Source organism: Streptomyces aureus, assembly GCF_000725495.1.
In the GTDB taxonomy this organism is placed as follows: Bacteria; Actinomycetota; Actinomycetes; order Streptomycetales; family Streptomycetaceae; genus Streptomyces; species Streptomyces aureus_B.
On sequence record NZ_JNZD01000001.1, the window covers coordinates 318,565 to 340,241 of the forward strand.

A 21,677-nucleotide genomic window follows, 5' to 3' on the forward strand; every position below is an offset into this window, starting at 1 on the left:
AGACCTACGTAAGTTAGCGGTCTCCTGTGACAACGCAGGGGTCGGATGGGGCTCTGTGGCACTGATGTGACACTTACTGGAGCTCAAAGCGGGCCATAGCAGCCGCAATTGACGCGTAGACAGCGGCCACCGTGAGGACGAGGGAAACGGACCGTCCGTCAGAAGGCAGCATCAGCGCGGCTACCGCGGCCGCGCCGACGAAGGCGACGTTGAACAGGACGTCGTAGACGGAGAAGATCCGGCCGCGGAATCCGTCCTCCACCGAGGACTGCACGATCGTGTCCGTGGCGATCTTCGCCCCCTGGGTGGTCACGCCCAGGACGAGGGCGGCGACCAGGGTGGGGGTGGGCGCGAACGGAAGGAAGAGCGCGGGGACCAGAACCGCGGCGGCGCCGGCGCAGACGGCGATCCAGCGGCCCGGGCCCAGCCGTCCGGCCGCCCAGGGCGTCACCACGGCCGCGACGAAGAAGCCGGCTCCCGAGACGCCCACGGCCAGCCCCAGGAGCGCGAGCCCGCCGTCAGAGCCGGACGTCCACGCGTAGCGGCAGAGCATCAGCACCATGACCGTCAGGGCGCCGTAGCAGAAGCGCATCAAGGTCATTGTCATCAGGGCCCAGGCGGCCTCCCTGCGCGGAGGCTCCGCGAGATGGCGCACTCCCGCGGCGAGGCCCCGGGCGGTCCCGGCGAGGGCGGTCCCCACGTACGGGCGGACCAGGTCACGGTCCGGTCCGAGGAGCTCCGGGGCCAGGCGCAGCGAGGCGAGGGCCGCGCACAGGTACAGGGCCGCTCCCAGCAGGACCACCGCCGCGTCGGAGTCGGCGGCGACCAGTCGTACGGCGAAGGCGAGGGCCGCACCGGCGGTGGCCGCGAGGGTGCCGGCGGTCGGCGAGAGCGAGTTGGCCACGACCAGACGGTCCCTGTCGACGACCCGGGGCAGCGAGGCCGACAGTCCGGCCAGGACGAAGCGGTTGACGGCGGTGACACAGAGCGCGGAGGTGTAGAAGAGCCAGTCCGGTGTCCGGCTCAGCATCAGGACGGCCGTCCCGCACGCCAGTGCCGCGCGCAGCAGATTGCCGTACAGGAAGACCTGCCGCCGCCGCCATCGGTCCAGCAGGACGCCCGCGAAGGGACCGACGAGGGAGTAAGGGAGGAGCAGCACCGCCATGGCGGAGGCGATGGAGGCCGCCGAGGTCTGTTTCTCCGGGGAGAAGACCACGTAGGTGGCCAGCGCGACCTGATAGACGCCGTCGGCGCCCTGGGACAGCAGCCGCACCCCGAGGAGTCGTCTGAATCCCTGGAAGCGCAGGAGGACGCGCAGGTCACGCACGACGGCCATGGGGCACAGCCTCACATACGAGGAGGGTCCCCGGGCGGTAAGCCCGGGGACCCTCGACAGCGCGCACGAAAAGTGTGCTTTAGCGCTCGACCTCGCCCTTGATGAACTTCTCGACGTTGGCGAAGGCCTCGTCGTCGAAGTACTGGACCGGCGGGGACTTCATGAAGTAGCTCGACGCGGAGAGGATCGGGCCGCCGATACCGCGGTCCTTGGCGATCTTCGCGGCGCGCAGGGCGTCGATGATGACACCGGCCGAGTTCGGGGAGTCCCAGACCTCGAGCTTGTACTCCAGGTTCAGCGGGACGTCACCGAAGGCACGGCCCTCGAGGCGGACGTAGGCCCACTTGCGGTCGTCGAGCCAGGCCACGTAGTCCGAGGGACCGATGTGGACGTTCTTCTCGCCCAGCTCACGGTCGGGGATCTGCGAGGTGACGGCCTGCGTCTTCGAGATCTTCTTCGACTCGAGGCGGTCGCGCTCCAGCATGTTCTTGAAGTCCATGTTGCCGCCCACGTTGAGCTGCATGGTGCGCTCGAGACGGACACCGCGGTCCTCGAACAGCTTCGCCATCACACGGTGGGTGATGGTGGCGCCGACCTGCGACTTGATGTCGTCGCCGACGATCGGGACGCCCGCCTCGGTGAACTTGTCCGCCCACTCCTTGGTGCCGGCGATGAAGACCGGGAGAGCGTTGACGAAGGCGACCTTGGCGTCGATGGCGCACTGGGCGTAGAACTTCGCCGCGGCCTCGGAACCGACGGGCAGGTAGCAGATCAGGACGTCGACCTGCTTGTCCTTGAGGATCTGGACGACGTCGACCGGCGCCTCGGCGGACTCCTCGATGGTCTCGCGGTAGTACTTGCCGAGACCGTCCAGGGTGTGACCGCGCTGGACCGTGACGCCCTTGTTCGGGACGTCGCAGATCTTGATGGTGTTGTTCTCGCTGGCACCGATGGCGTCGGAGAGGTCGAGGCCGACCTTCTTCGCGTCGACGTCGAACGCGGCGACGAACTCGACGTCACCGACGTGGTAGTCGCCGAACTGGACGTGCATCAGGCCGGGCACCTTGGTCGCCGGGTCGGCGTCCTTGTAGTACTCGACGCCCTGAACCAGCGAGGCGGCGCAGTTGCCCACGCCGACGATGGCTACGCGAACCGAACCCATTCCGGTTGCTCCCTGTGTCTATCGGTGAAACCCCGAGCGGGGTCTCACGTGGCGGTGTCGTCGGACGGATCCGGCCGGGGGCTGTCCCGGTGCCGGGGCAGGCCGCCCGTCTCTCCAGATGTGTTGTCCTGCTGAGCGGAACCTTCGAAGCCGGGACGCTTGACGTCCCGTCCGGCCCGCTCGCTCTCGATGAGCTCGTTCAGCCAGCGCACTTCGCGCTCCACGGACTCCATTCCGTGGCGCTGGAGCTCAAGCGTGTAGTCGTCGAGGCGCTCCCGGGTGCGCGCCAGCGAGGCGCGCATCTTCTCGAGGCGCTCCTCCAGACGGCTGCGGCGACCTTCCAGTACGCGCATGCGTACATCGCGTGACGTCTGCCCGAAGAACGCGAAGCGAGCAGCGAAGTGCTCGTCCTCGTACGCGTCGGGACCCGTCTGCGCGAGAAGCTCCTCGAAGTGATCCTTACCTTCCGCCGTCAATCGGTAGACGATCTTGGCGCGACGCCCCGCGAGTGTTGCCGACAGGGCGTCTTCGGGCGTGGATCCTTCTTCCTCGATCAACCAGCCGTTGGCGACCAGCGTCTTGAGGCAGGGGTACAGCGTTCCGTAACTGAAGGCACGGAACACACCCAGTGACGTATTGAGTCGTTTGCGCAGCTCATAGCCGTGCATCGGGGACTCGCGGAGCAGGCCGAGTACGGCGAACTCGAGGATCCCGGCACGCCGGCTCATCGTCGCCTCCTCCCTGTCGCTCGCCTCGTCGGCGCGGTCTTTATGCCGTGCTGATGTATCGACTCGATACATCAGCACGATAGAACGACCTTGTGGATGCGACAAGAGGGAGCAGAGTGAACGGCGTCACATCACCGATTCATACGAAGCAAGTTGCCTGATTTGGGGTGAATTTCGGTGCTAGGTGTGTTTTGACGGTGCGTACTCTGTGCGGGATGGAGACCACCGGGAACCGAGTGACGTCTGAGTACGTCAACGTCTTTGGTGCAGTACGGGTGAATGCGCAATCGACCGCATCCGTACTTCGGGGGGACCGGAAACCAGCCGCCGTTTCCAGGCGCGCAAAGGTGCGCCTGCCCGAGGAGTAATCGTTCGATGAGCGAGCACCGTCGCAAACCGCCGCAGCCGCAGGGCGGCGGACGTGCCGCGGCCCGGCGCGGCCAGCCGCAGGCAGGTCCGTCCGCAGGCCGCCGCGATGCACCGCGAGACGTCACCGGGCCCCCTTCCGATCCGTATGGCCGCTCGGGGGGAGACGAGACCCCGTACGGCAGCCGTGCCGAGGCGCGGCGTGCCACGCAGCGTGGAAGCGGCGGAGGCCGGCGCAGAGCCGCCGACGGCGCGGGCCAAGGAGGTCCCGGAGTTCCTGGAGGTCCTGGAGGAGGGGGCGGCCGACGTGGCGGTCCCCAGGGCCCGGGCGGTCCCGGACGCGGCCGCGGCCGCGCTCCCGAGCCCGCCAAGAAGCGCATGATCGACTACCCGCGTGCCGGCCGGTACGGCGCCTCGCGCTGGGTGCCGTCCTGGAAGCTCGTGACCGGCCTGTTCATCGGCTTCATGGGCAGCCTGGTCGCGGCCGCCGGTGTCGGGTACGCCCTGGTGGGCATTCCGGACATCGGCAAGACCGCCAAGGCGCAGAACAACGTCTACTACTGGGCCGACGGCAGCGAGATGGTCGCCACCGGCGGTGAGGCCAACCGCCAGATCATCGGCTACGCCGAGATCCCCAAGGAGATGCGGTGGGCGGTGATGTCGGCCGAGAACAAGACGTTCGAGTCCGACAGCGGTGTCGACCCGATGGGTATCGCCCGCGCCTTCGTGAACATGGCCAAGGGCGGCCAGACCCAGGGTGGCTCCACCATCACCCAGCAGTACGTGAAGAACGCGATGCTCGAGGACCAGTCGCAGACGGTCTCCCGCAAGCTCCGGGAGCTCTTCGTCTCGATCAAGGTCGGGGCCAAGGTGCCCAAGGAAGACATCATGGCGGGCTACCTGAACTCCGCCTACTACGGGCGTAACGCCTACGGGATCCAGGCCGCCGCGCACGCGTACTTCAACAAGGACGCGACGCGTCTGACCCCGAGCCAGTGCGCCTTCCTGGCGGCCGTGCTCAAGGGCGCCACGTACTACGACCCCGCGGGCGCTGTGTCGATCGACCCGTCCGCCACTCCCGAGAACAACCGCAGGCGCGCCGAGGCCCGCTGGAAGTGGATCCTCGACGAGGAGGTCAAGGACGGCCGCCTGGACGCGGCCACCCGCGCCAAGATCACCACGTTCCCCACGATCCAGCCCCCGCGGTCGAACGCCGCACTGGGCCGACAGATCGGTTATCTGGTCGACCTGGTCAACTCGTACCTGGTCAACAACAGCAAAGACACCGGGATCACCGAGACGAGCCTCCGGCGGGGCGGGTACCAGATTCACACGACCTTCAACAAGGCGAAGGTCGACGCGCTCGAAGCCGCGGTGAAGAAGGTGCAGAAGGCCAACATCAAGCCGAAGCTGCGGCCGAAGAACGACAAGTTCGTCCAGTTCGGCGGCGCGTCCGTCGATCCGAAGACCGGCGCGATCGTCGCCATCTACGGCGGTTCGGACGCGACGAAGCACTTCACCGACAACGCCGACCAGACCGGCGCCCAGGTGGGTTCGACGTTCAAGCCCTTCGTGCTGGCGGCCGCCATGACCTGGGGTGTGAGGAATCCCGACGGGCGCGAGGAACAGGCGCAGGACGAACGCACCATCGTGTCGCCGAAGAGCCTGTACAGCGGCAAGAACAAGCTCAAGATCAAGGACTACGACCGGACCGACTGGAAGGACGACAAGGGCCGGGAGTGGCTGCAGCAGAACGACGGCCAGCAGTCGTACAACCCGCCCTCGTACCAGATCGACCTGCGTGAGGCGATGCGCGAGTCCGTCAACTCCGCCTATGTCCAGCTGGGCATGGACGTCGGCCTGGACAAGGTGAAGGACTCGGTCCTGCGCGCCGGCATCAAGGAGTCGAGCCTCGCGAGCTCCCGGTTCCCCTCGTTCTCCCTGGGCACCTCCTCGCCGAGCGCGATCCGTATGGCCGGGGCGTACGCCACGTTCGCGGCCAGCGGCAAGCAGCGGGACCCGTACTCGGTCGAGAAGGTGACCAACGCGGACGGCACGGTCTTCCAGCACGACAGCGTCGCGAAGACGGTGGACGCCTTCACCCCGGCCGTCGCCGACAACGTCACCGACGTCCTGAAGACCGTGGTCGAGAAGGGCACCGGTACCAACGCCCAGCTCCCGGGCCGTCAGGTGGCGGGCAAGACCGGTACGACCGACGGCAACAAGTCCGCCTGGTTCGTCGGCTACACCCCGCAGCTGTCCACGGCGATCGGCATGTACCGCCTGGACGACGACGAGACCAACAAGAACCGCCAGTTCCTCCAGATGTACGGCACGGGTGGCGAGAAGACCATCCACGGTGCCTCGTTCCCGTCCCAGATCTGGCGGGACTACATGATGGAGGCGCTCAAGGGCCAGAAGGCCGAGGCCTTCCCGGTGCCCGAGGACATCGGGACGATCCTCAACGACGCCCCGAGCCCGACGCCGACGCCCTCGGCCACCGAGAGCGCGACCGAGAGCCCGAGCCCGACCCCGAGCGCGACGCTCACGTCTCCCACGCCCTCGGCGACCGAGACCTGCAGGAAGTTCGACTTCCGCTGCCAGAACAACGACGGCGGGACGGACACCGGCGGCACGGACACCGGTGGCACGGACACGGGCGGTACGGACACAGGCGGCACCGATGGCGGTGTGACCACGTCGCCGACGGCGACGACCAGTACCGGCAGCACCAGAGGAAACGGCAACGGCAACGGCGGCCTCTTCGGAGGCACCGGCTGACGGTCGACGGCCATCCTTCGCGCGTGCGCACCTTCGGGGCGCACGCGCGAAGCCGTTTCAGGGTCATCCCTGCTTCGGTTCTCAGACACGTACGGCAGGATGTGCGGCATGCCCAGTGCAGAGACGACGCGAGCGAGCGAGCACGAGCCGGAGCTGGTGCGGCCGACCCAGGACGACGAAGTCGCCGCCGGCGGCAGTGAGCTGATCGGCGGCCCCATCGGGCGGCGGGCGCTGCTCGGGACGTCCTGGTGGACGCCCGTGCGGGTCGTCGCCCTGGTGATGATCGGCATGTTCGCGCTCGGCATGATCCAGAAGATCCCCTGCTACGACGGCGGGTGGTTCTTCGGAGCCAGTTCTCAGTACACGCACGCGTGCTACTCGGACATCCCGCACCTCTATCAGGGGCGCGGTTTCGCCGACGGTCTCGTGCCGTACTTCGACAAGATCCCCGGCGACATGGACTACCTCGAGTACCCGGTGCTCACCGGTGTGTTCATGGAGGTCGCGGCCTGGCTCACCCCGGGCGGCGGGACCATCCAGCACCAGGAGCAGGTCTACTGGATGGTCAACGCGGGGATGCTGATGGCCTGCGCCGCCGTCATCGCCGTGTGCACCGCGCGCACCCAGCGCCGTCGCCCCTGGGACGGCCTCCTGGTCGCCCTGGCACCCGCCTTCGCGCTCACGGCCACGATCAACTGGGACCTGCTCGCGGTGGCCCTGCTGGCCGCCGCCCTGCTCATGTGGTCCCGCGGCCGGGTTCTCGCCTTCGGTGTCCTCATCGGGCTCGCCACGGCCGCCAAGTTCTACCCGTTCCTGGTCCTCGGACCGCTCTTCCTGCTGTGCTGGCGCACCGGGAAGTGGCGGGAGTTCGGTACGGCGCTGCTCGGCGCCGTCGGTGCCTGGCTGGTCGTGAACGTTCCGGTCATGTACCTCGCGCCCGAGGGCTGGGCGAAGTTCTACAGCTTCAGCCACGACCGCGGCGTCGACTTCGGCTCGGTCTTCCTGTTCGTCTCGCAGTGGATGAAGATCGCGATCACACCGGACACGGCCAACACCTGGGCGCTGGTCCTGATGGTGATCATCTGCGCGGGTCTGGCGGCCGTCACGCTCACGGCCCCGCGCCGCCCCCGCTTCGCCCAGCTCGCCTTCCTGATCGTCGCGGCCTTCATCCTCACGAACAAGGTCTACTCGCCGCAGTACGTGCTCTGGCTGGTCCCGCTCGCGGTGCTGGCCCGGCCGCGCTGGCGGGACTTCCTCGTCTGGCAGGCGTGCGAGGTCGGGTACTTCCTCGGGATCTGGATGTACCTCGCGTACACGACCAGCGGTGACGCCCACAAGGGACTGCCGACCGACGGCTACCAGGTCGCCATCGCCGTCCACCTGCTGGGAACGCTGTACCTGTGCGCGGTCGTGGTGCGGGACATCTTCATGCCGGAGCGCGACGTGGTGCGCCGCGGGGGCGAGGACGATCCGGCGGGCGGCGTCCTCGACGGCGCAGAGGACGTCTTCGTCCTCGGCCCGGCCGCCCGTCCGCGGCGGCACGCGGCGCATTTCGACGGCGACCCCCGGATCGAATGGCGCGAGGACGCGGCACCCGGAGACCGTTCGCTCTGAGCGAACAGGGCAGGCGGGGGCCGCAAGAGGCACGCGAAAGGCCGTACACGGACACCGTGTACGGCCTTTCGTCGGTCCGGAGCGCTCCGGCGCCGGGTCAGTGCTCGACGACGCGGTCGAACTGCGTCGTGGTGTGCCGCAGATGGGCCACCAGTTCGTCGCCGACCTTCGGCTCCGTGGCGTCGTGCGGCACGAAGAGGATCGAGACCTGCATGTGCGGGGGCTCGGCGAACCAGCGCTGCTTGCCCGCCCAGACGAACGGAGAAAGGTTCCGGTTGACCGTCGCGAGGCCGGCCCGCGCGACGCCCTTGGCCCGCGGCATGACGCCGTGCAGTGCCTTGGGGGCCTCCAGGCCCACGCCGTGCGAGGTGCCGCCGGCGACGACCACGAGCCAGCCGTCCGAGGCGGCCTTCTGCTGGCGGTAGCCGAAGCGGTCGCCCTTGGAGACCCGCGTGACGTCCAGGACGGCCCCGCGGTACTCCGTGGCCTCGTGGTCCCCGAGCCACAGCCGCGTCCCGATGCGGGCGCGGAAGTGGGTCTGCGGGAACTGCTGCTGCAGCTGCCGGAGTTCCTCGGCCTTGAGGTGGCTGACGAACATCGTGTGCAGGGGCAGCCGGGCCGCCCGCAGGCGGTCCATCCAGCCGATGACCTCCTCGACGGCGTCCGAGCCGTCGGTGCGGTCCAGCGGCAGGTGGATGGCGAAGCCCTCCAGCCGCACGTTCTCGATGGCGGAGTGCAGATGCGGCAGGTCGTCCTCGCTGACCCCGTGCCGCTTCATCGAGGACATCACCTCGATGACGACACGGGCTCCCACGAGCCCGTAGACGCCGTCGATGGACGACACCGAGCGGATGACGCGGTCGGGCAGCGGAACGGGCTCCTCGCCGCGCCTGAACGGCGTCAGGACCAGCAGGTCGCCGCCGAACCAGTCCTTGATCCGGGCGGCCTCGTACGTGGTGCCGACGGCGAGGATGTCCGAGCCCAGGCGGGTGGCCTCGTCCGCGAGCCGTTCGTGGCCGAAGCCGTAGCCGTTGCCCTTGCAGACGGGGACGAGCCCCGGAAACTGCTCGGACACCTGCTTGTGGTGTGCCCGCCAGCGCGCGGTGTCGACGTAGAGCGTGAGCGCCATGGCCGGTCCCGGAACCTTTCTCGTGGCTGCGGTGTATCAGAGGTGTGAAAAGGAATTGTCGCCGATTCGACGGGCCGATGGGGCTGTCCCGGGCCGGTTCGGCGGGGCCCGGGATGCGATTCGGGGCGTCCGTGGCGGCCCGGGACGTGTTCCGGACGGCTCAGCGGCGGGACATGTACATGTCGAGGGCCTTGTGGAGCAGCTTGTTGAGCGGGAAGTCCCACTCGCCCAGGTACTCGGCGGCCTCTCCGCCCGTGCCCACCTTGAACTGGATCAGACCGAAGAGGTGGTCCGTCTCGTCCAGCGAGTCGGAGATGCCGCGCAGGTCGTAGACCGTGGCACCCAGGGCGTACGCGTCGCGCAGCATGCGCCACTGCATCGCGTTCGAGGGCCGTACCTCGCGCCCGATGTTGTCCGAGGCGCCGTAGGAGTACCAGACGTGTCCGCCGACGACGAGCATCGTCGCCGCCGAAAGGTTCACTCCGTTGTGCCGCGCGAAGTACAGCCGCATGCGGTTGGGGTCCTCGGTGTTGAGGGCCGTCCACATGCGCTGGAAGTACGAGAGCGGGCGCGGCCGGAAGTGGTCGCGGATCGCGGTGATCTCGTAGAGCCGCTGCCACTCCTCCAGGTCCTGGTAACCGCCCTGGACGACCTCGACGCCGGCCTTCTCGGCCTTCTTGATGTTGCGGCGCCACAGTTGGTTGAAGTTCCTGTGGACCTCTTCGAGGGAACGGTTGGCCAGCGGCACCTGGAAGACGTACCGCGGCTGCACGTCGCCGAAGCCGGCGCCGCCGTCCTCGCCCTGCTGCCAGCCCATGCGGCGCAGCTTGTCGGCGACCTCGAAGGCGCGCGGCTCGATGAAGTCGGCCTCGATGTCGCGCAGGCGCTTCACGTCCGGGTTCTGGATGCCGCCCTTGATGGAGGTGGCCTCCCAGCGGCGGATGATCACCGGCGGGCCCATCTTCACGGAGAAGGCGCCCTGCTGCTTGAGGTGCGCGAGCATCGGCTGCAGCCAGTCGTCGAGGTTCGGCGCGAACCAGTTGATGACCGGACCCTCGGGCAGATAGGCGAGGTAGCGCTTGATCTTGGGCAGCTGGCGGTAGAGCACCAGGCCCGCGCCGACCATGTGGCCGGTCTTCTCGTCGAACCATCCGAGGCTCTCGGAGCGCCATTCGGCCTTCACGTCCGCCCATGCGGGGACCTGCATGTGGCTGGCCGCGGGCAGGCTCTGGATGTACGCCAGATGCTGCTCTCGGCTGATGGTCCTCAGGGTCAGGCTCATTAGGGGGGCTCCTCGGGCTGGTGTGTCCCCATGGGTACAAGGGCTCCGGCTCTCGCGCCGAAGCCTACTGCGCCCTGCGAGCGCCCCGAATGGCCGTATGGAACCTGGGACCTCGGGGCGCGGTGCGGGGCGCCCCGAGGTCAGGGGAAAACGGACGTTCGACTCAGATCACACCGCCGAAGAGGCCGCCGTGGGCCAGTCCGAGGTAGAAACCGACCCCCGAGAGACCGAGTCCGACGATCAGTCCGAACCGTTCCCGGGTGGTCTCGGAGATGAACTGGCCGTAGGCACCGGCGAGGATCCCGACCAGTCCGGCCCACGAGCTGAGCAGATGGAGGCTGTGGAACATCGACGTGACGAAGGCCAGGACTCCGCACACCAGGGTCACCGCGAGCAGGGTGTCCTGGAGGGGATGAGGCTTGCCGTCCGTGGCGAAGAGTGAGCCGGTGGTACTGGGACGCATTGTCTGTGCCATAGGGCACCTCCTGCGGAAGGCGGCGCATCGTAGCGCCATACACACCCGATGTGTACAGATTGACCGCCAACCCGCTCGGATTTCAACCGGAAGCGGGTGTGCAGGTAGTCTGTACCCTCTGCACCGGTGTCTGCCCAGGCTCTGAGCCAGGTCACGACAGGGAATGCCGCTCGGTTCACCGAATCGGCGGCCCCGTTGTCAGTGGCGGCCGATACCGTTGCGTACGCATCACAACCCTCCTGCCACGGAACGACCGTGGCCGCTGAGTCCAAAGGAGGTGGGTTCCACATGCGTCACTACGAAGTGATGGTCATCCTCGACCCCGATCTGGAAGAGCGCGCTGTCGCCCCCCTGATCGAGAACTTCCTCTCCGTCGTCCGTGAGGGCGCCGGCAAGGTGGAGAAGGTCGACACCTGGGGCCGTCGTCGTCTCTCGTACGAGATCAAGAAGAAGCCCGAGGGCATCTACTCGGTCATCGACCTGCAGGCCGAGCCTGCGGTCGTCAAGGAGCTCGACCGCCAGATGAACCTGAACGAGTCGGTCCTCCGGACCAAGGTCCTCCGCCCCGAGACCCACTGAGCTCTCCAGCTCAGCTGATCTCGGGCATCGAGTAGTACCAGCAGCCAGCAGCAAACCCGCCGAGAGGTTCCCCCATGGCAGGCGAGACCGTCATCACGGTCGTCGGCAATCTTGTCGACGACCCCGAGCTGCGCTTCACCCCTTCCGGTGCGGCGGTCGCGAAGTTCCGTGTCGCGTCCACTCCCCGCACCTTCGACCGTCAGACCAATGAGTGGAAGGACGGCGAGAGCCTGTTCCTGACCTGCTCGGTCTGGCGTCAGGCGGCGGAGAACGTCGCCGAGTCGCTCCAGCGCGGCATGCGCGTCATCGTGCAGGGCCGCCTGAAGCAGCGGTCCTACGAGGACAACCAGGGCGTCAAGCGCACGGTCTACGAACTGGACGTAGAGGAAGTCGGCGCCAGCCTGAAGAACGCCACGGCCAAGGTCACCAAGACCACGGGCCGGGGCGGTCAGGGCGGTTACGGCGGCGGCGGTGGCGGCGGCCAGCAGGGCGGCGGCTGGGGCGGAGGCCCCGGCGGCAACCAGCAGGGCGGCGGCGCTCCCGACAACAACGACCCCTGGGCGACCGGCGCTCCCGCCGGTGGCAACCAGGGCGGCGGCGGTGGCGGTGGCTGGGGCGGAAGCTCCGGCGGCTCTGGCGGCGGCTACTCGGACGAGCCCCCCTTCTAGGCCTCAGGGCCGAGGGTGGGCCGTACTCCCACTTCTTGATCACACAGGAGATACACCATGGCGAAGCCGCCTGTGCGCAAGCCGAAGAAGAAGGTCTGCGCGTTCTGCAAGGACAAGGTCACGTACGTGGACTACAAGGACACGAACATGCTGCGGAAGTTCATTTCCGACCGCGGCAAGATCCGTGCCCGCCGCGTGACCGGCAACTGCACGCAGCACCAGCGTGACGTCGCCACGGCTGTGAAGAACAGCCGTGAGATGGCACTGCTGCCCTACACGTCCACCGCGCGATAAAGGAAGGGTGACCGACACATGAAGATCATCCTTACCCACGAGGTCTCCGGCCTCGGTGCCGCCGGCGACGTCGTCGACGTCAAGGACGGCTACGCTCGCAACTACCTGATCCCGCGGAACTTCGCGATCCGCTGGACCAAGGGCGGCGAGAAGGACGTCGAGCAGATCCGTCGTGCTCGCAAGATCCACGAGATCGCCACCATCGAGCAGGCCAACGAGATCAAGGCCCGCCTCGAGGGTGTCAAGGTCCGCCTGGCCGTCCGCTCCGGCGACGCCGGTCGTCTCTTCGGTTCCGTCACCCCGGCCGACGTCGCTTCGGCGATCAAGGCTTCCGGTGGCCCCGAGGTCGACAAGCGCCGCATCGAGCTGGGCTCGCCCATCAAGACCCTGGGCTCCCACGAGACGTCCGTGCGTCTGCACCCCGAGGTTGCCGCCAAGGTCAACATCGAGGTCGTCGCTGCCTGAGTGCAGCACTCGGCATAGCTGAGAGGAAGGGCCGCACCCCTCGGGGTGCGGCCCTTCTGCTGTGCGTGATCGGGCCGGTCCTGGAGCCGGTGAGCGCGGCGGCCCTGTTGTTCGTTCGGGAGGTGGGGCATCGGCTTGCGGATGTGTCCGGGTCCTTCGTCGCCCGGGGCCGTCGTTTCACGTGAAACCGGGTCCTGGTTTCCCGTGAAACATCCGGGCTTGCATCCTGAGGGCGCTCCTGGGCTGTTCCCCGGGCGAGCGCTTCAGCCGTACGTCAGCGCGTGGCGCCCGTGACGATCCAGCGGCCCGAGCGGGAGCGCAGCCACAGAGTCAGCATCCGCACCGTCATCATCAGCGTCATCGCACCCCAGAGGGCGGTGAGCCCTCCGCCGAGAACGGGGACGAGCAGGGCGGCCGGGGTGAACACCGCCAGGGTGAGCAGCATGGCCCGGGCCAGGTAGGGCCCGTCGCCCGCGCCCATCAGTACGCCGTCCAGCACGAAGACGATTCCGCAGACGGGCTGGGAGAGGGCCACCATCACCAGGGCCGGCAGGGCCGCGTCCCGGACACCCGGGTCACCGCTGAACAGCGGAAGGAACAGGGGGCGAGCGGCGATGAGGAGCAGACCGAGGACGATTCCGGTGACGATCCCCCACTGCACCATGCGATGGCAGGCCTCACGGGCACCGCGGGCGTCGCCGGCTCCGAGGTAGCGCCCGATGATCGCCTGTCCAGCGATGGCGATGGCGTCGAGCGCGAAGGCCAGCAGACTCCACAGCGACAGGATGATCTGGTGGGCGGCCATGTCGGCGTCCCCGAGCCGGGCGGCGACCGCCGTGGCGATCAGGAGGATCGCCCGCAGCGACAGGGTCCGGACGAGCAGGGGGGTGCCGGCCTGGGCACAGGCTCGAATACCGGCAGGGTCCGGTCGCAGGGAGGCGCCGTGTTTCCGCGCTCCCCGGAGGACGACATGGAGATAGACGACGGCCATGCCGCATTGGGCGATGACCGTGCCCCAGGCGGAGCCCGCGATGCCGAGGCCGGCGCCGTAGACGAGGACCGCGTTGAGTATCGCGTTGGCGACGAAGCCGCCGACGGCGACATAGAGAGGAGTCTTCGTGTTCTGGAGCCCTCGCAGGATTCCGGTGGAGGCCAGCACGACGAGCATCGCGGGGATGCCGAGCGCCGAGATCCGCAGATAGGTCGTCGCGTACGGGGCGGCGGAGCCGGATGCTCCGAACAGCTCCATGAGGGACGGTGCGGTGGGCAGGGCGACGGCGATCACGGCGACGCCGATGAACAGGGCGAGCCAGACGCCGTCCATGCCCTGGCGGATGGCGGCCCGCAGATCACCGGCGCCCACCTTCCGGGCGACCGCGGCCGTCGTGGCGTAGGCGAGGAAGACGAAGACTCCGACAGCTGTCATGAGGAGGGCCGAGGCGACGCCGAGCCCGGCCAGCTGTGCGGTGCCGAGATGGCCGACGATGGCACTGTCGGCGAGCACGAACAGGGGCTCCGCCACGAGCGCGCCGAACGCGGGAACGGCCAGGGCGACGATCTCTCGGTCGTGCCGGCGCGACGCCGTCCTGGGTGCCTCGGGAGCCTGTGTCATGGGCATCAATCTAATCTTCCACAGGTAAGAGATGCAACAGGCTAAAGACCCTTACTCCGGGGGGCGCGGGGTGTGGGATGGCGCACGGTTCGAGGCGATCTTGATCCTGCTGGGGAAGTTTTTCTTCTGCACAGCCGGTGGACGGGAAAGCGCCAGGTCAGGGCAGGTTCCGCGAGAGGGCTGAGGGCTTGTTCACAGGGCTGTCCACCGGGTCGTGCACAGGTTTGGCGGAGTTCTCCACAGCATCGGGGCCGTCGTCCACATGGCCTGTGGATAACCAGATTGGCTGACGGTGCCCGCGGGCCTAACGTGGTGCGGCGCCCGTTCTTTCCCGCGTCCTCGGAAAGCACGCAAAACCGACGCGCGAGATCGGGAGTCGGGCCGCTCACTTGTCAGTGCGGTGCCGTAGAAATTAAGGCACTGCTAGGTCCGCTCCGCGGACGGGAGGAGGTGTCTCGGTGACCATTTCCGAGCCCTTGGACGACCCCTGGGCGGACAGCGGGCCCAGTGATCGTCTGCCCCCGTCCCGTCGGCGCGGCAACGGCGGCCGCGGCCGGGACGAGCAGCACGACCGGGACAACGGATCGTGGGAGAGCGGCGGTTCGTCGTTCGAACGGGTACCGCCCCAGGACCTCGACGCCGAGCAGTCCGTCCTCGGTGGCATGCTCCTGTCGAAGGACGCCATCGCCGATGTCGTCGAGGTGCTCAAGGGCCACGACTTCTACCGGCCCGCGCACGAGACCATCTACGGCGCCATCCTCGACCTGTACGCCAAGGGCGAGCCGGCCGACCCCATCACGGTCGCGGCCGAGCTCACCAAGCGCGGAGAGATCACCAAGGTCGGTGGAGCCCCGTATCTGCACACGCTCGTCCAGACGGTCCCGACCGCCGCGAACGCCGAGTACTACGCGGAGATCGTGCACGAGCGCGCGGTCCTGCGCCGCCTCGTGGAGGCCGGCACCCGCATCACCCAGATGGGATACGCGGCCGACGGCGACGTGGACGAGATCGTCAACAGCGCCCAGGCCGAGATCTACGCGGTCACCGAGCAACGCACCACCGAGGACTATCTGCCGCTGGGCGACATCATGGAGGGCGCCCTCGACGAGATCGAGGCGATCGGCTCGCGTTCGGGGGAGATGACCGGTGTACCGACCGGCTTCACCGACCTCGACTCGCTCACCAACGGTCTGCACCCGGGCCAGATGATCATCATCGCGGCCCGTCCCGCCATGGGTAAGTCGACGCTGGCCCTGGACTTCGCCCGCGCGTGCTCGATCAAGCACAACATGCCCAGCGTGATCTTCTCGCTCGAAATGGGCCGCAACGAGATCGCGATGCGTCTGCTGTCCGCGGAGGCCCGCGTGGCCCTGCACCACATGCGTTCGGGCACCATGACGGACGAGGACTGGACCCGGCTCGCCCGCCGTATGCCGGACGTCTCGGCCGCCCCGCTCTACATCGACGACTCCCCGAACCTGTCGATGATGGAGATCCGCGCCAAGTGCCGCCGTCTCAAGCAGCGCGCCGACCTCAAGCTCGTGGTCATCGACTACCTCCAGCTGATGCAGTCCGGCGGCAAGCGCTCCGAGAGCCGTCAGCAGGAGGTCTCCGACATGTCGCGAAACCTGAAGCTGCTGGCCAAGGAGCTGGAGTTGCCGGTGATCGCGCTGTCGCAGCTGAACCGTGGTCCCGAGCAGCGTACGGACAAGAAGCCCATGGTCTCCGACCTGCGTGAGTCCGGATCGATCGAGCAGGACGCCGACATGGTGATCCTGCTCCACCGCGAGGACGCCTACGAGAAGGAGTCGCCCCGCGCGGGCGAGGCCGACATCATCGTGGGCAAGCACCGTAACGGCCCGACGGCGACGATCACGGTCGCCTTCCAGGGTCACTACTCGCGCTTCGTGGACATGGCACAGACCTGATCCGCGACCCCCTGCGGTCGCGGATCTCGAGGCCGTGTCCCACGGGCGACGGCTGAGCGACGGGGTGTCCGACACGCGTCCAAGGCGGCGGGAAGCGGTTCAGCGCCTCGTCTCGTACCTGGTCAGGGTCACGCCGCCGGGAAGCGTCCCCGTTTCCAGCAGGTTCAGGTTCACCCAGCCGTCCAGCGCGGTGAAGAACGGTGTGCCGCCGCCCACCAGGACCGGATGGGTGACGATCACGTACTCGTCGATCAGCCCGGCCCGCATGGCCGCCGCGGCGAGCGTCGCACCGCCGATGGTCATCGGACCGCCGTCCTCGGCCTTGAGCCGGGTGATCTCGGCGATCGCGTCGCCGGTGACCAGGCGGGTGTTCCAGTCGACCTTGTCGATCGTCGAGGAGAACACCACCTTCGGTGTGTCCCGCCAGTTCCTCGCGAACGCGATCTCCGCCGGGGTGGCGTCGGGCTTCTCGTCGCCGGTCGGCCAGTGGGAGCTCATCGCCTGCCACAGCTTGCGCCCGTACAGCGACAGGGAATTCGCCTGCTCGTGCTCCAGCCACCGCTGGAACAGCTCTTCGCTCGGCGGTCCGCTCCAGCCGATGTCGTCGCCGGCCGCGGCGATGTAGCCGTCCAGGGTCAGGTTCATGCCGTAGATCAGTTTCCGCATGGCCCAGCCTTCCGTCCGTGGGTGTCCGGCGTAGAGACCAGTGCGGCTCGGGAAATTCATCGCTGCGCGATCCGGGCTCGCCGGCGGTCCTCGTGCTCGGACTCAGCGTGGTGGACCCGGCCGGCACGGGCAAGCCGCCCGAAAGCGACCTCGGCATCGGGCGGGCCCGGGCACAATCCGCTCGACGTCCGGCGCCGGTGCGGGTGGACTGGTGCCATGACGACATCCCACGACGATCTGCTTCCCGGCACGCGCCGGGCCCTGCTGCACCGCATCGCCGTCGCACAGAGCGAGGGACGGACGCCGTCGCTCGTCGCGACGGTGGTCCGGGGCGGGAAGGCGGTGTGGACCGGGGCGCGGACCTCGGTGCCCGGTCACGGTCCCGACGAGAACGTGCAGTACCGGATCGGCTCCATCACCAAGACCTTCACCGCCGTCCTGGTACTGCGCCTGCGCGACGAGGGGCTCCTGGACCTCGGTGACCCGCTGGAGAAGCATGTGCCGGACACCGGCGCGGGGGAGGTGACCATCGCCCAACTCCTCGCCCACACCGGAGGGCTGGCCGCCGAGACACCCGCGCCCTGGTGGGAACGCACCTCCGGCTCGCTGCGTCCCGAACTGGGCGACGTCCTGGGCGAACAGCCCTTCCGGCATCCGGTGGGGCGCCGGCACCACTACTCGAACCCGGGTTACACGCTGCTCGGGGCGCTGGTCGAGGAGGTGCGCGGGGCGCCCTGGGAGGACGTGCTGCGCCGGGAGATCCTCGAACCGCTCGGCCTCCACCGGACGAGCCCTCGACCGCAGGCGCCGCACGCGGGGGGATGGGCGGTCCACCCCTGGGCGGACGCGATGATGCCGGAACCCGCGGAGGACCTCGGCCGGATGGCCCCGGCCGGTCAACTGTGGTCCACGACCGGTGACTTGGCCCGCTTCGCGGTCTTCCTCGCGACCGGTGACGACCGAGTGCTGAGCGCCGAGTCCGTGCGGGAGATGCGGACGCCCGCCGCCCCGCCCGAGGCCGGGGAGCCGGCCGCCGGGTCCTCGTACGGGTTCGGTCTGCAGATCGTGCACCGTGACGGGCTGTCCCTCGTCGGGCATTCCGGGTCCTTGCCGGGCTTTCTCGCCGGACTGGTGATCAGCGTGGACGAGGACGTGGCGGCGGTGGTCCTGTCCAACTGCACCTCCGGGCCGGCCGTGTTCACCGTGGCCGGCGATCTGGTGCGGATCGTCGCCGAGGCGGAGCCGCGGATCCCTGATCCGTGGCGTCCGATGGCCGAAGTGGAGCGGAGCGTACTGGAGTTGGCGGGGCCGTGGTACTGGGGGACCCAGGCCTTCGGGCTGAGGCTGCCGGCCGGAGGAGGTCTTGTGCTGGGTCCGCTCTCGGGCGCCGGCCGGGGTGCCCGCTTCCGGGCGAACGACGACGGGACCTGGACGGGGCTCGACGGCTACTACGCGGGTGAGGTTCTACGGCCCGTACGACGGCCCGACGGCTCCCTGAGCCATCTGGACCTCGGGTCGTTCGTGTTCACGCGGCAGCCGTACGACCAGGAGGCTCCGGTGCCCGGTGGAGTGGATTCCGAGGGCTGGCGGGGGATTCCTTAGCCGCCACTTGCCACGAGGGGCCTGTTTCACGTGAAACAGGCCCCTCGTGCTGTTGAAGCGAGTGGGTCACAACGGGAGCTTGAAACCGATGTGGGAGGCCTCGAAACCCAGCCGCTCGTAGAAGCGGTGGGCGTCGGTGCGGGAGGCGTCGGAGGTCAGCTGGACCAGACGGCAGTCCTGGCGGCGGGATTCCGCGACCGCCCACTCGATGAGTTCCGTGCCCAGGCCGCTGCCACGCTCGTCGGCGTGGATGCGCACGGCCTCGATGACGGACCGCGTCGCCCCTTTGCGGGACAGTCCGGGGATCACGGTGAGCTGCAGGGTGCCGACGACCCGGCCGTCGCGGACGGCGACCACCAGGTGCTGGTTCGGGTCGCGACGCAGTCGCTCCAGGGCGTCCAGATACGGCGTCAGATCGTCGGGCGATTCCCGCTCGGCGCCCAGCGGGTCGTCGGCGAGCATCGCGACGATGGCGGGAACGTCGTCGGCATCTGCGGCTCGTATTTCAAGATCTGCCATGACCGCACCCTACGAGGGCACGGCCGCGGAGGGCGCGGGGCGCGTGGGCGCGTTCGCGGACTCCACGACCCGGACCAGGGGGGCCAGGTCGGGGTTTCCGGCCGCCTCGTCGAGCGCCTCGCGCAGGGCGGCGTCATTGGTGGGCCGTGCCTCGGCGAGCAGCTTCAGCCCGGCGTCGCTGACATTGGTGTAGATGCCGCGCCGGTCGGTCGGGCAGAGATAGCGGGCGAGCAGTCCCCGGTCCTCGAGGCGGGTGACCAGCCGGGTGGTGGCGCTCTGGCTGAGGACGACCGCGTCCGCCACCTGCTTCATCTGGAGGTGGCCGCCTTCGCCGTCGTGCTGCCGGCTGAGCACGTCGAGCAGGGAGTACTCGCGCACGCTGAGCTCGTGCCGCGTCTGCAGGGCCCGCTCGATATGGGCCTCGATCCTCCCGTGCAGCAGGGAGAGCGCACACCATCCCTGTGCGAGGGCGGTGAGAGCGGGGTCCGTGGCTGTCATGGCGTTTCCTCCGTCCCGGAGCGGCTCACACCAGGATAGGGCACCGGCGCAATAGCCCGCTGTTGCATATAACCCGCGTCCGCAACTATTGTGAACGCAGGCAAAGCGCCCGTGCAATCTTCTGGAAGGTGTGCCCACATGCCTCTCGCGCTTCTGGCCCTCGCGATCGGGGCCTTCGGAATCGGAACGACCGAGTTCGTCATCATGGGCGTTCTGCCCGAGGTCGCCGGAGACTTCGGGGTCTCCATTCCCACCGCCGGACTGCTGGTCACTGGCTATGCCCTGGGGGTGGTGATCGGCGCGCCGATCATGACCGCGCTCGGCACGAAGGTGTCCCGCAAGCGGATGCTGATGGTGCTGATGGGGCTGTTCGTCCTCGGCAATCTGATCTCCGCCGTGGCCCCGGCCTTCTGGCTGATGTTCGCGGGACGCGTGGTCGCCTCCCTCGCGCACGGTGCCTTCTTCGGCATCGGCTCGGTTGCCGCCGCCGAACTGGTCGCGCCCGAGAAGAAGGCCGGCGCCATCGCGATGATGTTCAGCGGACTCACGGTCGCCAATGTCGTGGGCGTCCCGCTGGGCACGCTGATCGGGCAGTCCGCCGGCTGGCGCGTCACGTTCGCGGGAGTCGCCGCGCTCGGGGTCGTGGGCCTGCTGGGCATCGCCCGGCTGGTCCCCGAGATACCCAGGCCCGAGGGAGTCCGGCTGCGCCACGAGCTGGCGGCCTTCAAGAACGTCCAGGTCCTGCTCGCGATGGCGATGACCGTCCTCGGATTCGGCGGCGTCTTCGCGGCCGTGACCTACATCGCGCCGATGATGACGCACGTGGCCGGCTTCGCCGACGGATCCGTCACCTGGCTGCTGGTCCTCTTCGGGCTCGGCATGGTCGGCGGGAACCTCATCGGCGGCAGGTTCGCCGACCGCGCGCTGATGCCGATGCTCTACGTGTCCCTGGGCGGCCTCGCCGTCGTGCTCGCCCTCTTCACCGTCACCGCGCACAACAAGGTCCTCGCGGCCGTCACGATCGCCCTCATCGGCGCTCTCGGCTTCGCGACCGTGCCTCCCCTGCAGAAGCGCGTCCTCGACCAGGCGCACGGCGCCCCCACGCTGGCCTCGGCCGTGAACATCGGCGCCTTCAACCTCGGCAACGCCCTGTCGGCCTGGCTCGGCGGCGTCGTCATCGCCGCGGGCCTCGGCTACACCGCCCCCAACTGGGTCGGTGCCGCACTCGCCGCCGGCGCGCTCGTTCTGGCCGTCCTCTCGGCCGCCCTGGAGCGCCGGGCGTCCCGGCCCACCGTCGTGGTCGCCGCAGGCGTCCCCGCGGAGGCCAGGACCGCCGTCCACCACTGACCGGGTCCCGGCCCGCCCGGGCCCGGGCACCACCGCCGTCTCCCGCTCGGGCACCGTCCGGAACCGAGCGGAACACCACCCCCACAAGGAGAAGAACCCGATGAGCACCACCACCGCCGTCGCCCCGCTGACCACCGAGGACGCCGAGGTCCTCGTGACCGCCGCCCGGCACGCCGCCGAGGCCGCCGGTGTCCGGATCAGCGTCACCGTCCTCGACGCGGGCGGCCACCTCCTCGCCTTCCGGCGCGACGACCAGGCCGTGCTGATCTCGGGCGAGACCAGCACCCGCAAGGCCTACACGGCGCTCCAGCTCGACTCGGCGACCGCCGACCTCGTCGACGCGGTGCAGCCCGGCGGCCTCTTCCACACCCTGCCCACCGCGCTCGACCGTCCCCTGCTGTTCATCGCGGGCGGCGTCCCGGTCCACCGCGACGGCCGTCTGATCGGAGCGATCGGGGTCGGCGGCGGCATGCCCGACCAGGACCACGGCTTCGCCCTCGCCGCCGTCGCCTCACTGGTCTGACGCCTGCCCGCCGAGGGCCCGTCCGCGGCGCGGCAGGCCCGAAAAGTGCCGGTCCCCATGAATCCAGGGGACCGGCACAGGCGTGCCACGTGATGCCTGCGAC

General features: G+C 68.8%; 21 protein-coding genes. 11 read left to right on the plus strand and 10 right to left on the minus strand.

What is annotated here, in order from left to right; all coding sequences use genetic code 11:
* Window positions 1–73: 73 nt before the first annotated feature.
* The 3 genes from IO36_RS01435 to IO36_RS01445 all read right to left on the minus strand — a co-directional run bounded on the left by IO36_RS01435 (window position 74) and on the right by IO36_RS01445 (window position 3,226).
* Complete coding sequence (locus tag IO36_RS01435; RefSeq protein ID WP_037614990.1) at window positions 74–1,336, minus strand: MFS transporter; 1,263 nt, start codon at window positions 1,334–1,336, stop codon at window positions 74–76.
* A gap of 79 nt (window positions 1,337–1,415) precedes the next feature.
* Complete coding sequence (locus IO36_RS01440; RefSeq protein ID WP_037614991.1) at window positions 1,416–2,498, minus strand: inositol-3-phosphate synthase; 1,083 nt, start codon at window positions 2,496–2,498, stop codon at window positions 1,416–1,418.
* Between the two features lie 44 nt (window positions 2,499–2,542).
* A complete protein-coding gene (locus IO36_RS01445) occupies window positions 2,543–3,226 on the minus strand; it encodes a PadR family transcriptional regulator (protein WP_037614993.1) in 684 nt (227 codons plus the stop codon).
* A 568-nt stretch (window positions 3,227–3,794) separates the two neighbouring features.
* Here IO36_RS01445 and IO36_RS47880 point away from each other — a divergent pair.
* The 3 genes from IO36_RS47880 (at window position 3,795) to IO36_RS01460 (ending at window position 7,987) form a co-directional block, all read left to right on the plus strand.
* The gene (locus tag IO36_RS47880) at window positions 3,795–3,974 is read left to right on the plus strand and encodes a hypothetical protein (RefSeq protein ID WP_245173082.1); all 180 of its coding nucleotides are present in this window, start codon (window positions 3,795–3,797) and stop codon (window positions 3,972–3,974) included.
* Window positions 3,971–6,373: a transglycosylase domain-containing protein gene (locus IO36_RS01455; RefSeq protein ID WP_037614997.1), complete on the plus strand. Its 2,403-nt coding sequence runs from the start codon at window positions 3,971–3,973 to the stop codon at window positions 6,371–6,373. Before IO36_RS47880 ends, IO36_RS01455 begins: the two co-directional genes overlap by 4 nt.
* 108 nt (window positions 6,374–6,481) lie before the next feature.
* Window positions 6,482–7,987: a glycosyltransferase family 87 protein gene (locus IO36_RS01460; protein ID WP_037614999.1), complete on the plus strand. Its 1,506-nt coding sequence runs from the start codon at window positions 6,482–6,484 to the stop codon at window positions 7,985–7,987.
* Window positions 7,988–8,084: 97 nt separating this feature from the next.
* On the opposite strand, the gene IO36_RS01465 is transcribed toward IO36_RS01460, so the two are convergent.
* The 3 genes from IO36_RS01465 to IO36_RS01475 form a co-directional block, all read right to left on the minus strand.
* Window positions 8,085–9,116 (minus strand): alanine racemase, encoded by a 1,032-nt coding sequence (locus tag IO36_RS01465; protein ID WP_037615001.1) that lies wholly within the window; start codon window positions 9,114–9,116, stop codon window positions 8,085–8,087.
* A 160-nt stretch (window positions 9,117–9,276) separates the two neighbouring features.
* Window positions 9,277–10,398 (minus strand): peptidoglycan bridge formation glycyltransferase FemX, encoded by a 1,122-nt coding sequence (gene femX, locus IO36_RS01470; protein ID WP_037615003.1) that lies wholly within the window; start codon window positions 10,396–10,398, stop codon window positions 9,277–9,279.
* Between the two features lie 163 nt (window positions 10,399–10,561).
* Window positions 10,562–10,873: a hypothetical protein gene (locus IO36_RS01475; protein ID WP_037615005.1), complete on the minus strand. Its 312-nt coding sequence runs from the start codon at window positions 10,871–10,873 to the stop codon at window positions 10,562–10,564.
* Between the two features lie 288 nt (window positions 10,874–11,161).
* Here IO36_RS01475 and rpsF point away from each other — a divergent pair, with 288 nt between their 5' ends.
* The 4 genes from rpsF to rplI all read left to right on the plus strand — a co-directional run bounded on the left by rpsF (window position 11,162) and on the right by rplI (window position 12,879).
* Entirely contained in the window at window positions 11,162–11,452 is a 291-nt protein-coding gene (rpsF, locus tag IO36_RS01480; protein ID WP_037615007.1) for a 30S ribosomal protein S6, read from the plus strand.
* Window positions 11,453–11,526: 74 nt separating this feature from the next.
* Window positions 11,527–12,120 (plus strand): single-stranded DNA-binding protein, encoded by a 594-nt coding sequence (locus tag IO36_RS01485; protein ID WP_037615009.1) that lies wholly within the window; start codon window positions 11,527–11,529, stop codon window positions 12,118–12,120.
* A gap of 57 nt (window positions 12,121–12,177) precedes the next feature.
* The gene (gene rpsR, locus IO36_RS01490) at window positions 12,178–12,414 is read left to right on the plus strand and encodes a 30S ribosomal protein S18 (RefSeq protein ID WP_003949403.1); all 237 of its coding nucleotides are present in this window, start codon (window positions 12,178–12,180) and stop codon (window positions 12,412–12,414) included.
* Between the two features lie 18 nt (window positions 12,415–12,432).
* Complete coding sequence (gene rplI, locus IO36_RS01495) at window positions 12,433–12,879, plus strand: 50S ribosomal protein L9 (protein WP_037615012.1); 447 nt, start codon at window positions 12,433–12,435, stop codon at window positions 12,877–12,879.
* Between the two features lie 274 nt (window positions 12,880–13,153).
* On the opposite strand, the gene IO36_RS01500 is transcribed toward rplI, so the two are convergent.
* Complete coding sequence (locus IO36_RS01500; RefSeq protein WP_037615380.1) at window positions 13,154–14,491, minus strand: MATE family efflux transporter; 1,338 nt, start codon at window positions 14,489–14,491, stop codon at window positions 13,154–13,156.
* Between the two features lie 458 nt (window positions 14,492–14,949).
* On the opposite strand from IO36_RS01500, the gene dnaB reads away from it, so the two are divergent.
* Complete coding sequence (gene dnaB / locus IO36_RS01505) at window positions 14,950–16,419, plus strand: replicative DNA helicase (RefSeq protein WP_037615014.1); 1,470 nt, start codon at window positions 14,950–14,952, stop codon at window positions 16,417–16,419.
* 99 nt (window positions 16,420–16,518) lie between these two features.
* Here dnaB and IO36_RS01510 read toward each other — a convergent pair whose 3' ends face one another.
* Window positions 16,519–17,085 (minus strand): dihydrofolate reductase family protein, encoded by a 567-nt coding sequence (locus tag IO36_RS01510; RefSeq protein WP_037615016.1) that lies wholly within the window; start codon window positions 17,083–17,085, stop codon window positions 16,519–16,521.
* A 216-nt stretch (window positions 17,086–17,301) separates the two neighbouring features.
* Here IO36_RS01510 and IO36_RS01515 point away from each other — a divergent pair, with 216 nt between their 5' ends.
* A complete protein-coding gene (locus IO36_RS01515; protein ID WP_037615018.1) occupies window positions 17,302–18,687 on the plus strand; it encodes a serine hydrolase domain-containing protein in 1,386 nt (461 codons plus the stop codon).
* A 66-nt stretch (window positions 18,688–18,753) separates the two neighbouring features.
* Here the strand turns inward: IO36_RS01515 and IO36_RS01520 are convergent, their stop codons facing one another.
* Window positions 18,754–19,206: a GNAT family N-acetyltransferase gene (locus tag IO36_RS01520; protein WP_037615020.1), complete on the minus strand. Its 453-nt coding sequence runs from the start codon at window positions 19,204–19,206 to the stop codon at window positions 18,754–18,756.
* A 9-nt stretch (window positions 19,207–19,215) separates the two neighbouring features.
* Window positions 19,216–19,704: a MarR family winged helix-turn-helix transcriptional regulator gene (locus IO36_RS01525; RefSeq protein ID WP_037615022.1), complete on the minus strand. Its 489-nt coding sequence runs from the start codon at window positions 19,702–19,704 to the stop codon at window positions 19,216–19,218.
* Between the two features lie 138 nt (window positions 19,705–19,842).
* Between IO36_RS01525 and IO36_RS01530 the strand changes: the two genes are divergently transcribed.
* Both IO36_RS01530 and IO36_RS01535 read left to right on the plus strand, forming a co-directional pair.
* Window positions 19,843–21,051, plus strand: coding sequence for an MFS transporter (locus tag IO36_RS01530; protein ID WP_037615024.1), 1,209 nt, complete (start codon window positions 19,843–19,845; stop codon window positions 21,049–21,051).
* Window positions 21,052–21,151: 100 nt separating this feature from the next.
* Entirely contained in the window at window positions 21,152–21,574 is a 423-nt protein-coding gene (locus IO36_RS01535; protein WP_037615026.1) for a GlcG/HbpS family heme-binding protein, read from the plus strand.
* Window positions 21,575–21,677 lie beyond the last annotated feature (103 nt).

Bases quoted from the DNA above. Each gene is read 5' to 3' on its own strand.
- IO36_RS01510 (WP_037615016.1), bottom strand. From the start codon at position 17,085: ATGCGGAAACTGATCTACGGCATGAACCTGACCCTGGACGGCTACATC.
- IO36_RS01465 (WP_037615001.1), bottom strand. From the start codon at position 9,116: ATGGCGCTCACGCTCTACGTCGACACCGCGCGCTGGCGGGCACACCAC.
- rpsF (WP_037615007.1), top strand. From the start codon at position 11,162: ATGCGTCACTACGAAGTGATGGTCATCCTCGACCCCGATCTGGAAGAG.
- rpsR (WP_003949403.1), top strand. From the start codon at position 12,178: ATGGCGAAGCCGCCTGTGCGCAAGCCGAAGAAGAAGGTCTGCGCGTTC.
- IO36_RS01445 (WP_037614993.1), bottom strand. From the start codon at position 3,226: ATGAGCCGGCGTGCCGGGATCCTCGAGTTCGCCGTACTCGGCCTGCTC.
- IO36_RS01520 (WP_037615020.1), bottom strand. From the start codon at position 19,206: ATGGCAGATCTTGAAATACGAGCCGCAGATGCCGACGACGTTCCCGCC.
- IO36_RS01515 (WP_037615018.1), top strand. From the start codon at position 17,302: ATGACGACATCCCACGACGATCTGCTTCCCGGCACGCGCCGGGCCCTG.
- rplI (WP_037615012.1), top strand. From the start codon at position 12,433: ATGAAGATCATCCTTACCCACGAGGTCTCCGGCCTCGGTGCCGCCGGC.
- IO36_RS01435 (WP_037614990.1), bottom strand. From the start codon at position 1,336: ATGGCCGTCGTGCGTGACCTGCGCGTCCTCCTGCGCTTCCAGGGATTC.
- IO36_RS01440 (WP_037614991.1), bottom strand. From the start codon at position 2,498: ATGGGTTCGGTTCGCGTAGCCATCGTCGGCGTGGGCAACTGCGCCGCC.
- IO36_RS01455 (WP_037614997.1), top strand. From the start codon at position 3,971: ATGATCGACTACCCGCGTGCCGGCCGGTACGGCGCCTCGCGCTGGGTG.
- IO36_RS01485 (WP_037615009.1), top strand. From the start codon at position 11,527: ATGGCAGGCGAGACCGTCATCACGGTCGTCGGCAATCTTGTCGACGAC.
- IO36_RS01500 (WP_037615380.1), bottom strand. From the start codon at position 14,491: ATGACACAGGCTCCCGAGGCACCCAGGACGGCGTCGCGCCGGCACGAC.
- IO36_RS01475 (WP_037615005.1), bottom strand. From the start codon at position 10,873: ATGGCACAGACAATGCGTCCCAGTACCACCGGCTCACTCTTCGCCACG.
- femX (WP_037615003.1), bottom strand. From the start codon at position 10,398: ATGAGCCTGACCCTGAGGACCATCAGCCGAGAGCAGCATCTGGCGTAC.
- IO36_RS01525 (WP_037615022.1), bottom strand. From the start codon at position 19,704: ATGACAGCCACGGACCCCGCTCTCACCGCCCTCGCACAGGGATGGTGT.
- IO36_RS01535 (WP_037615026.1), top strand. From the start codon at position 21,152: ATGAGCACCACCACCGCCGTCGCCCCGCTGACCACCGAGGACGCCGAG.
- IO36_RS01460 (WP_037614999.1), top strand. From the start codon at position 6,482: ATGCCCAGTGCAGAGACGACGCGAGCGAGCGAGCACGAGCCGGAGCTG.
- IO36_RS01530 (WP_037615024.1), top strand. From the start codon at position 19,843: ATGCCTCTCGCGCTTCTGGCCCTCGCGATCGGGGCCTTCGGAATCGGA.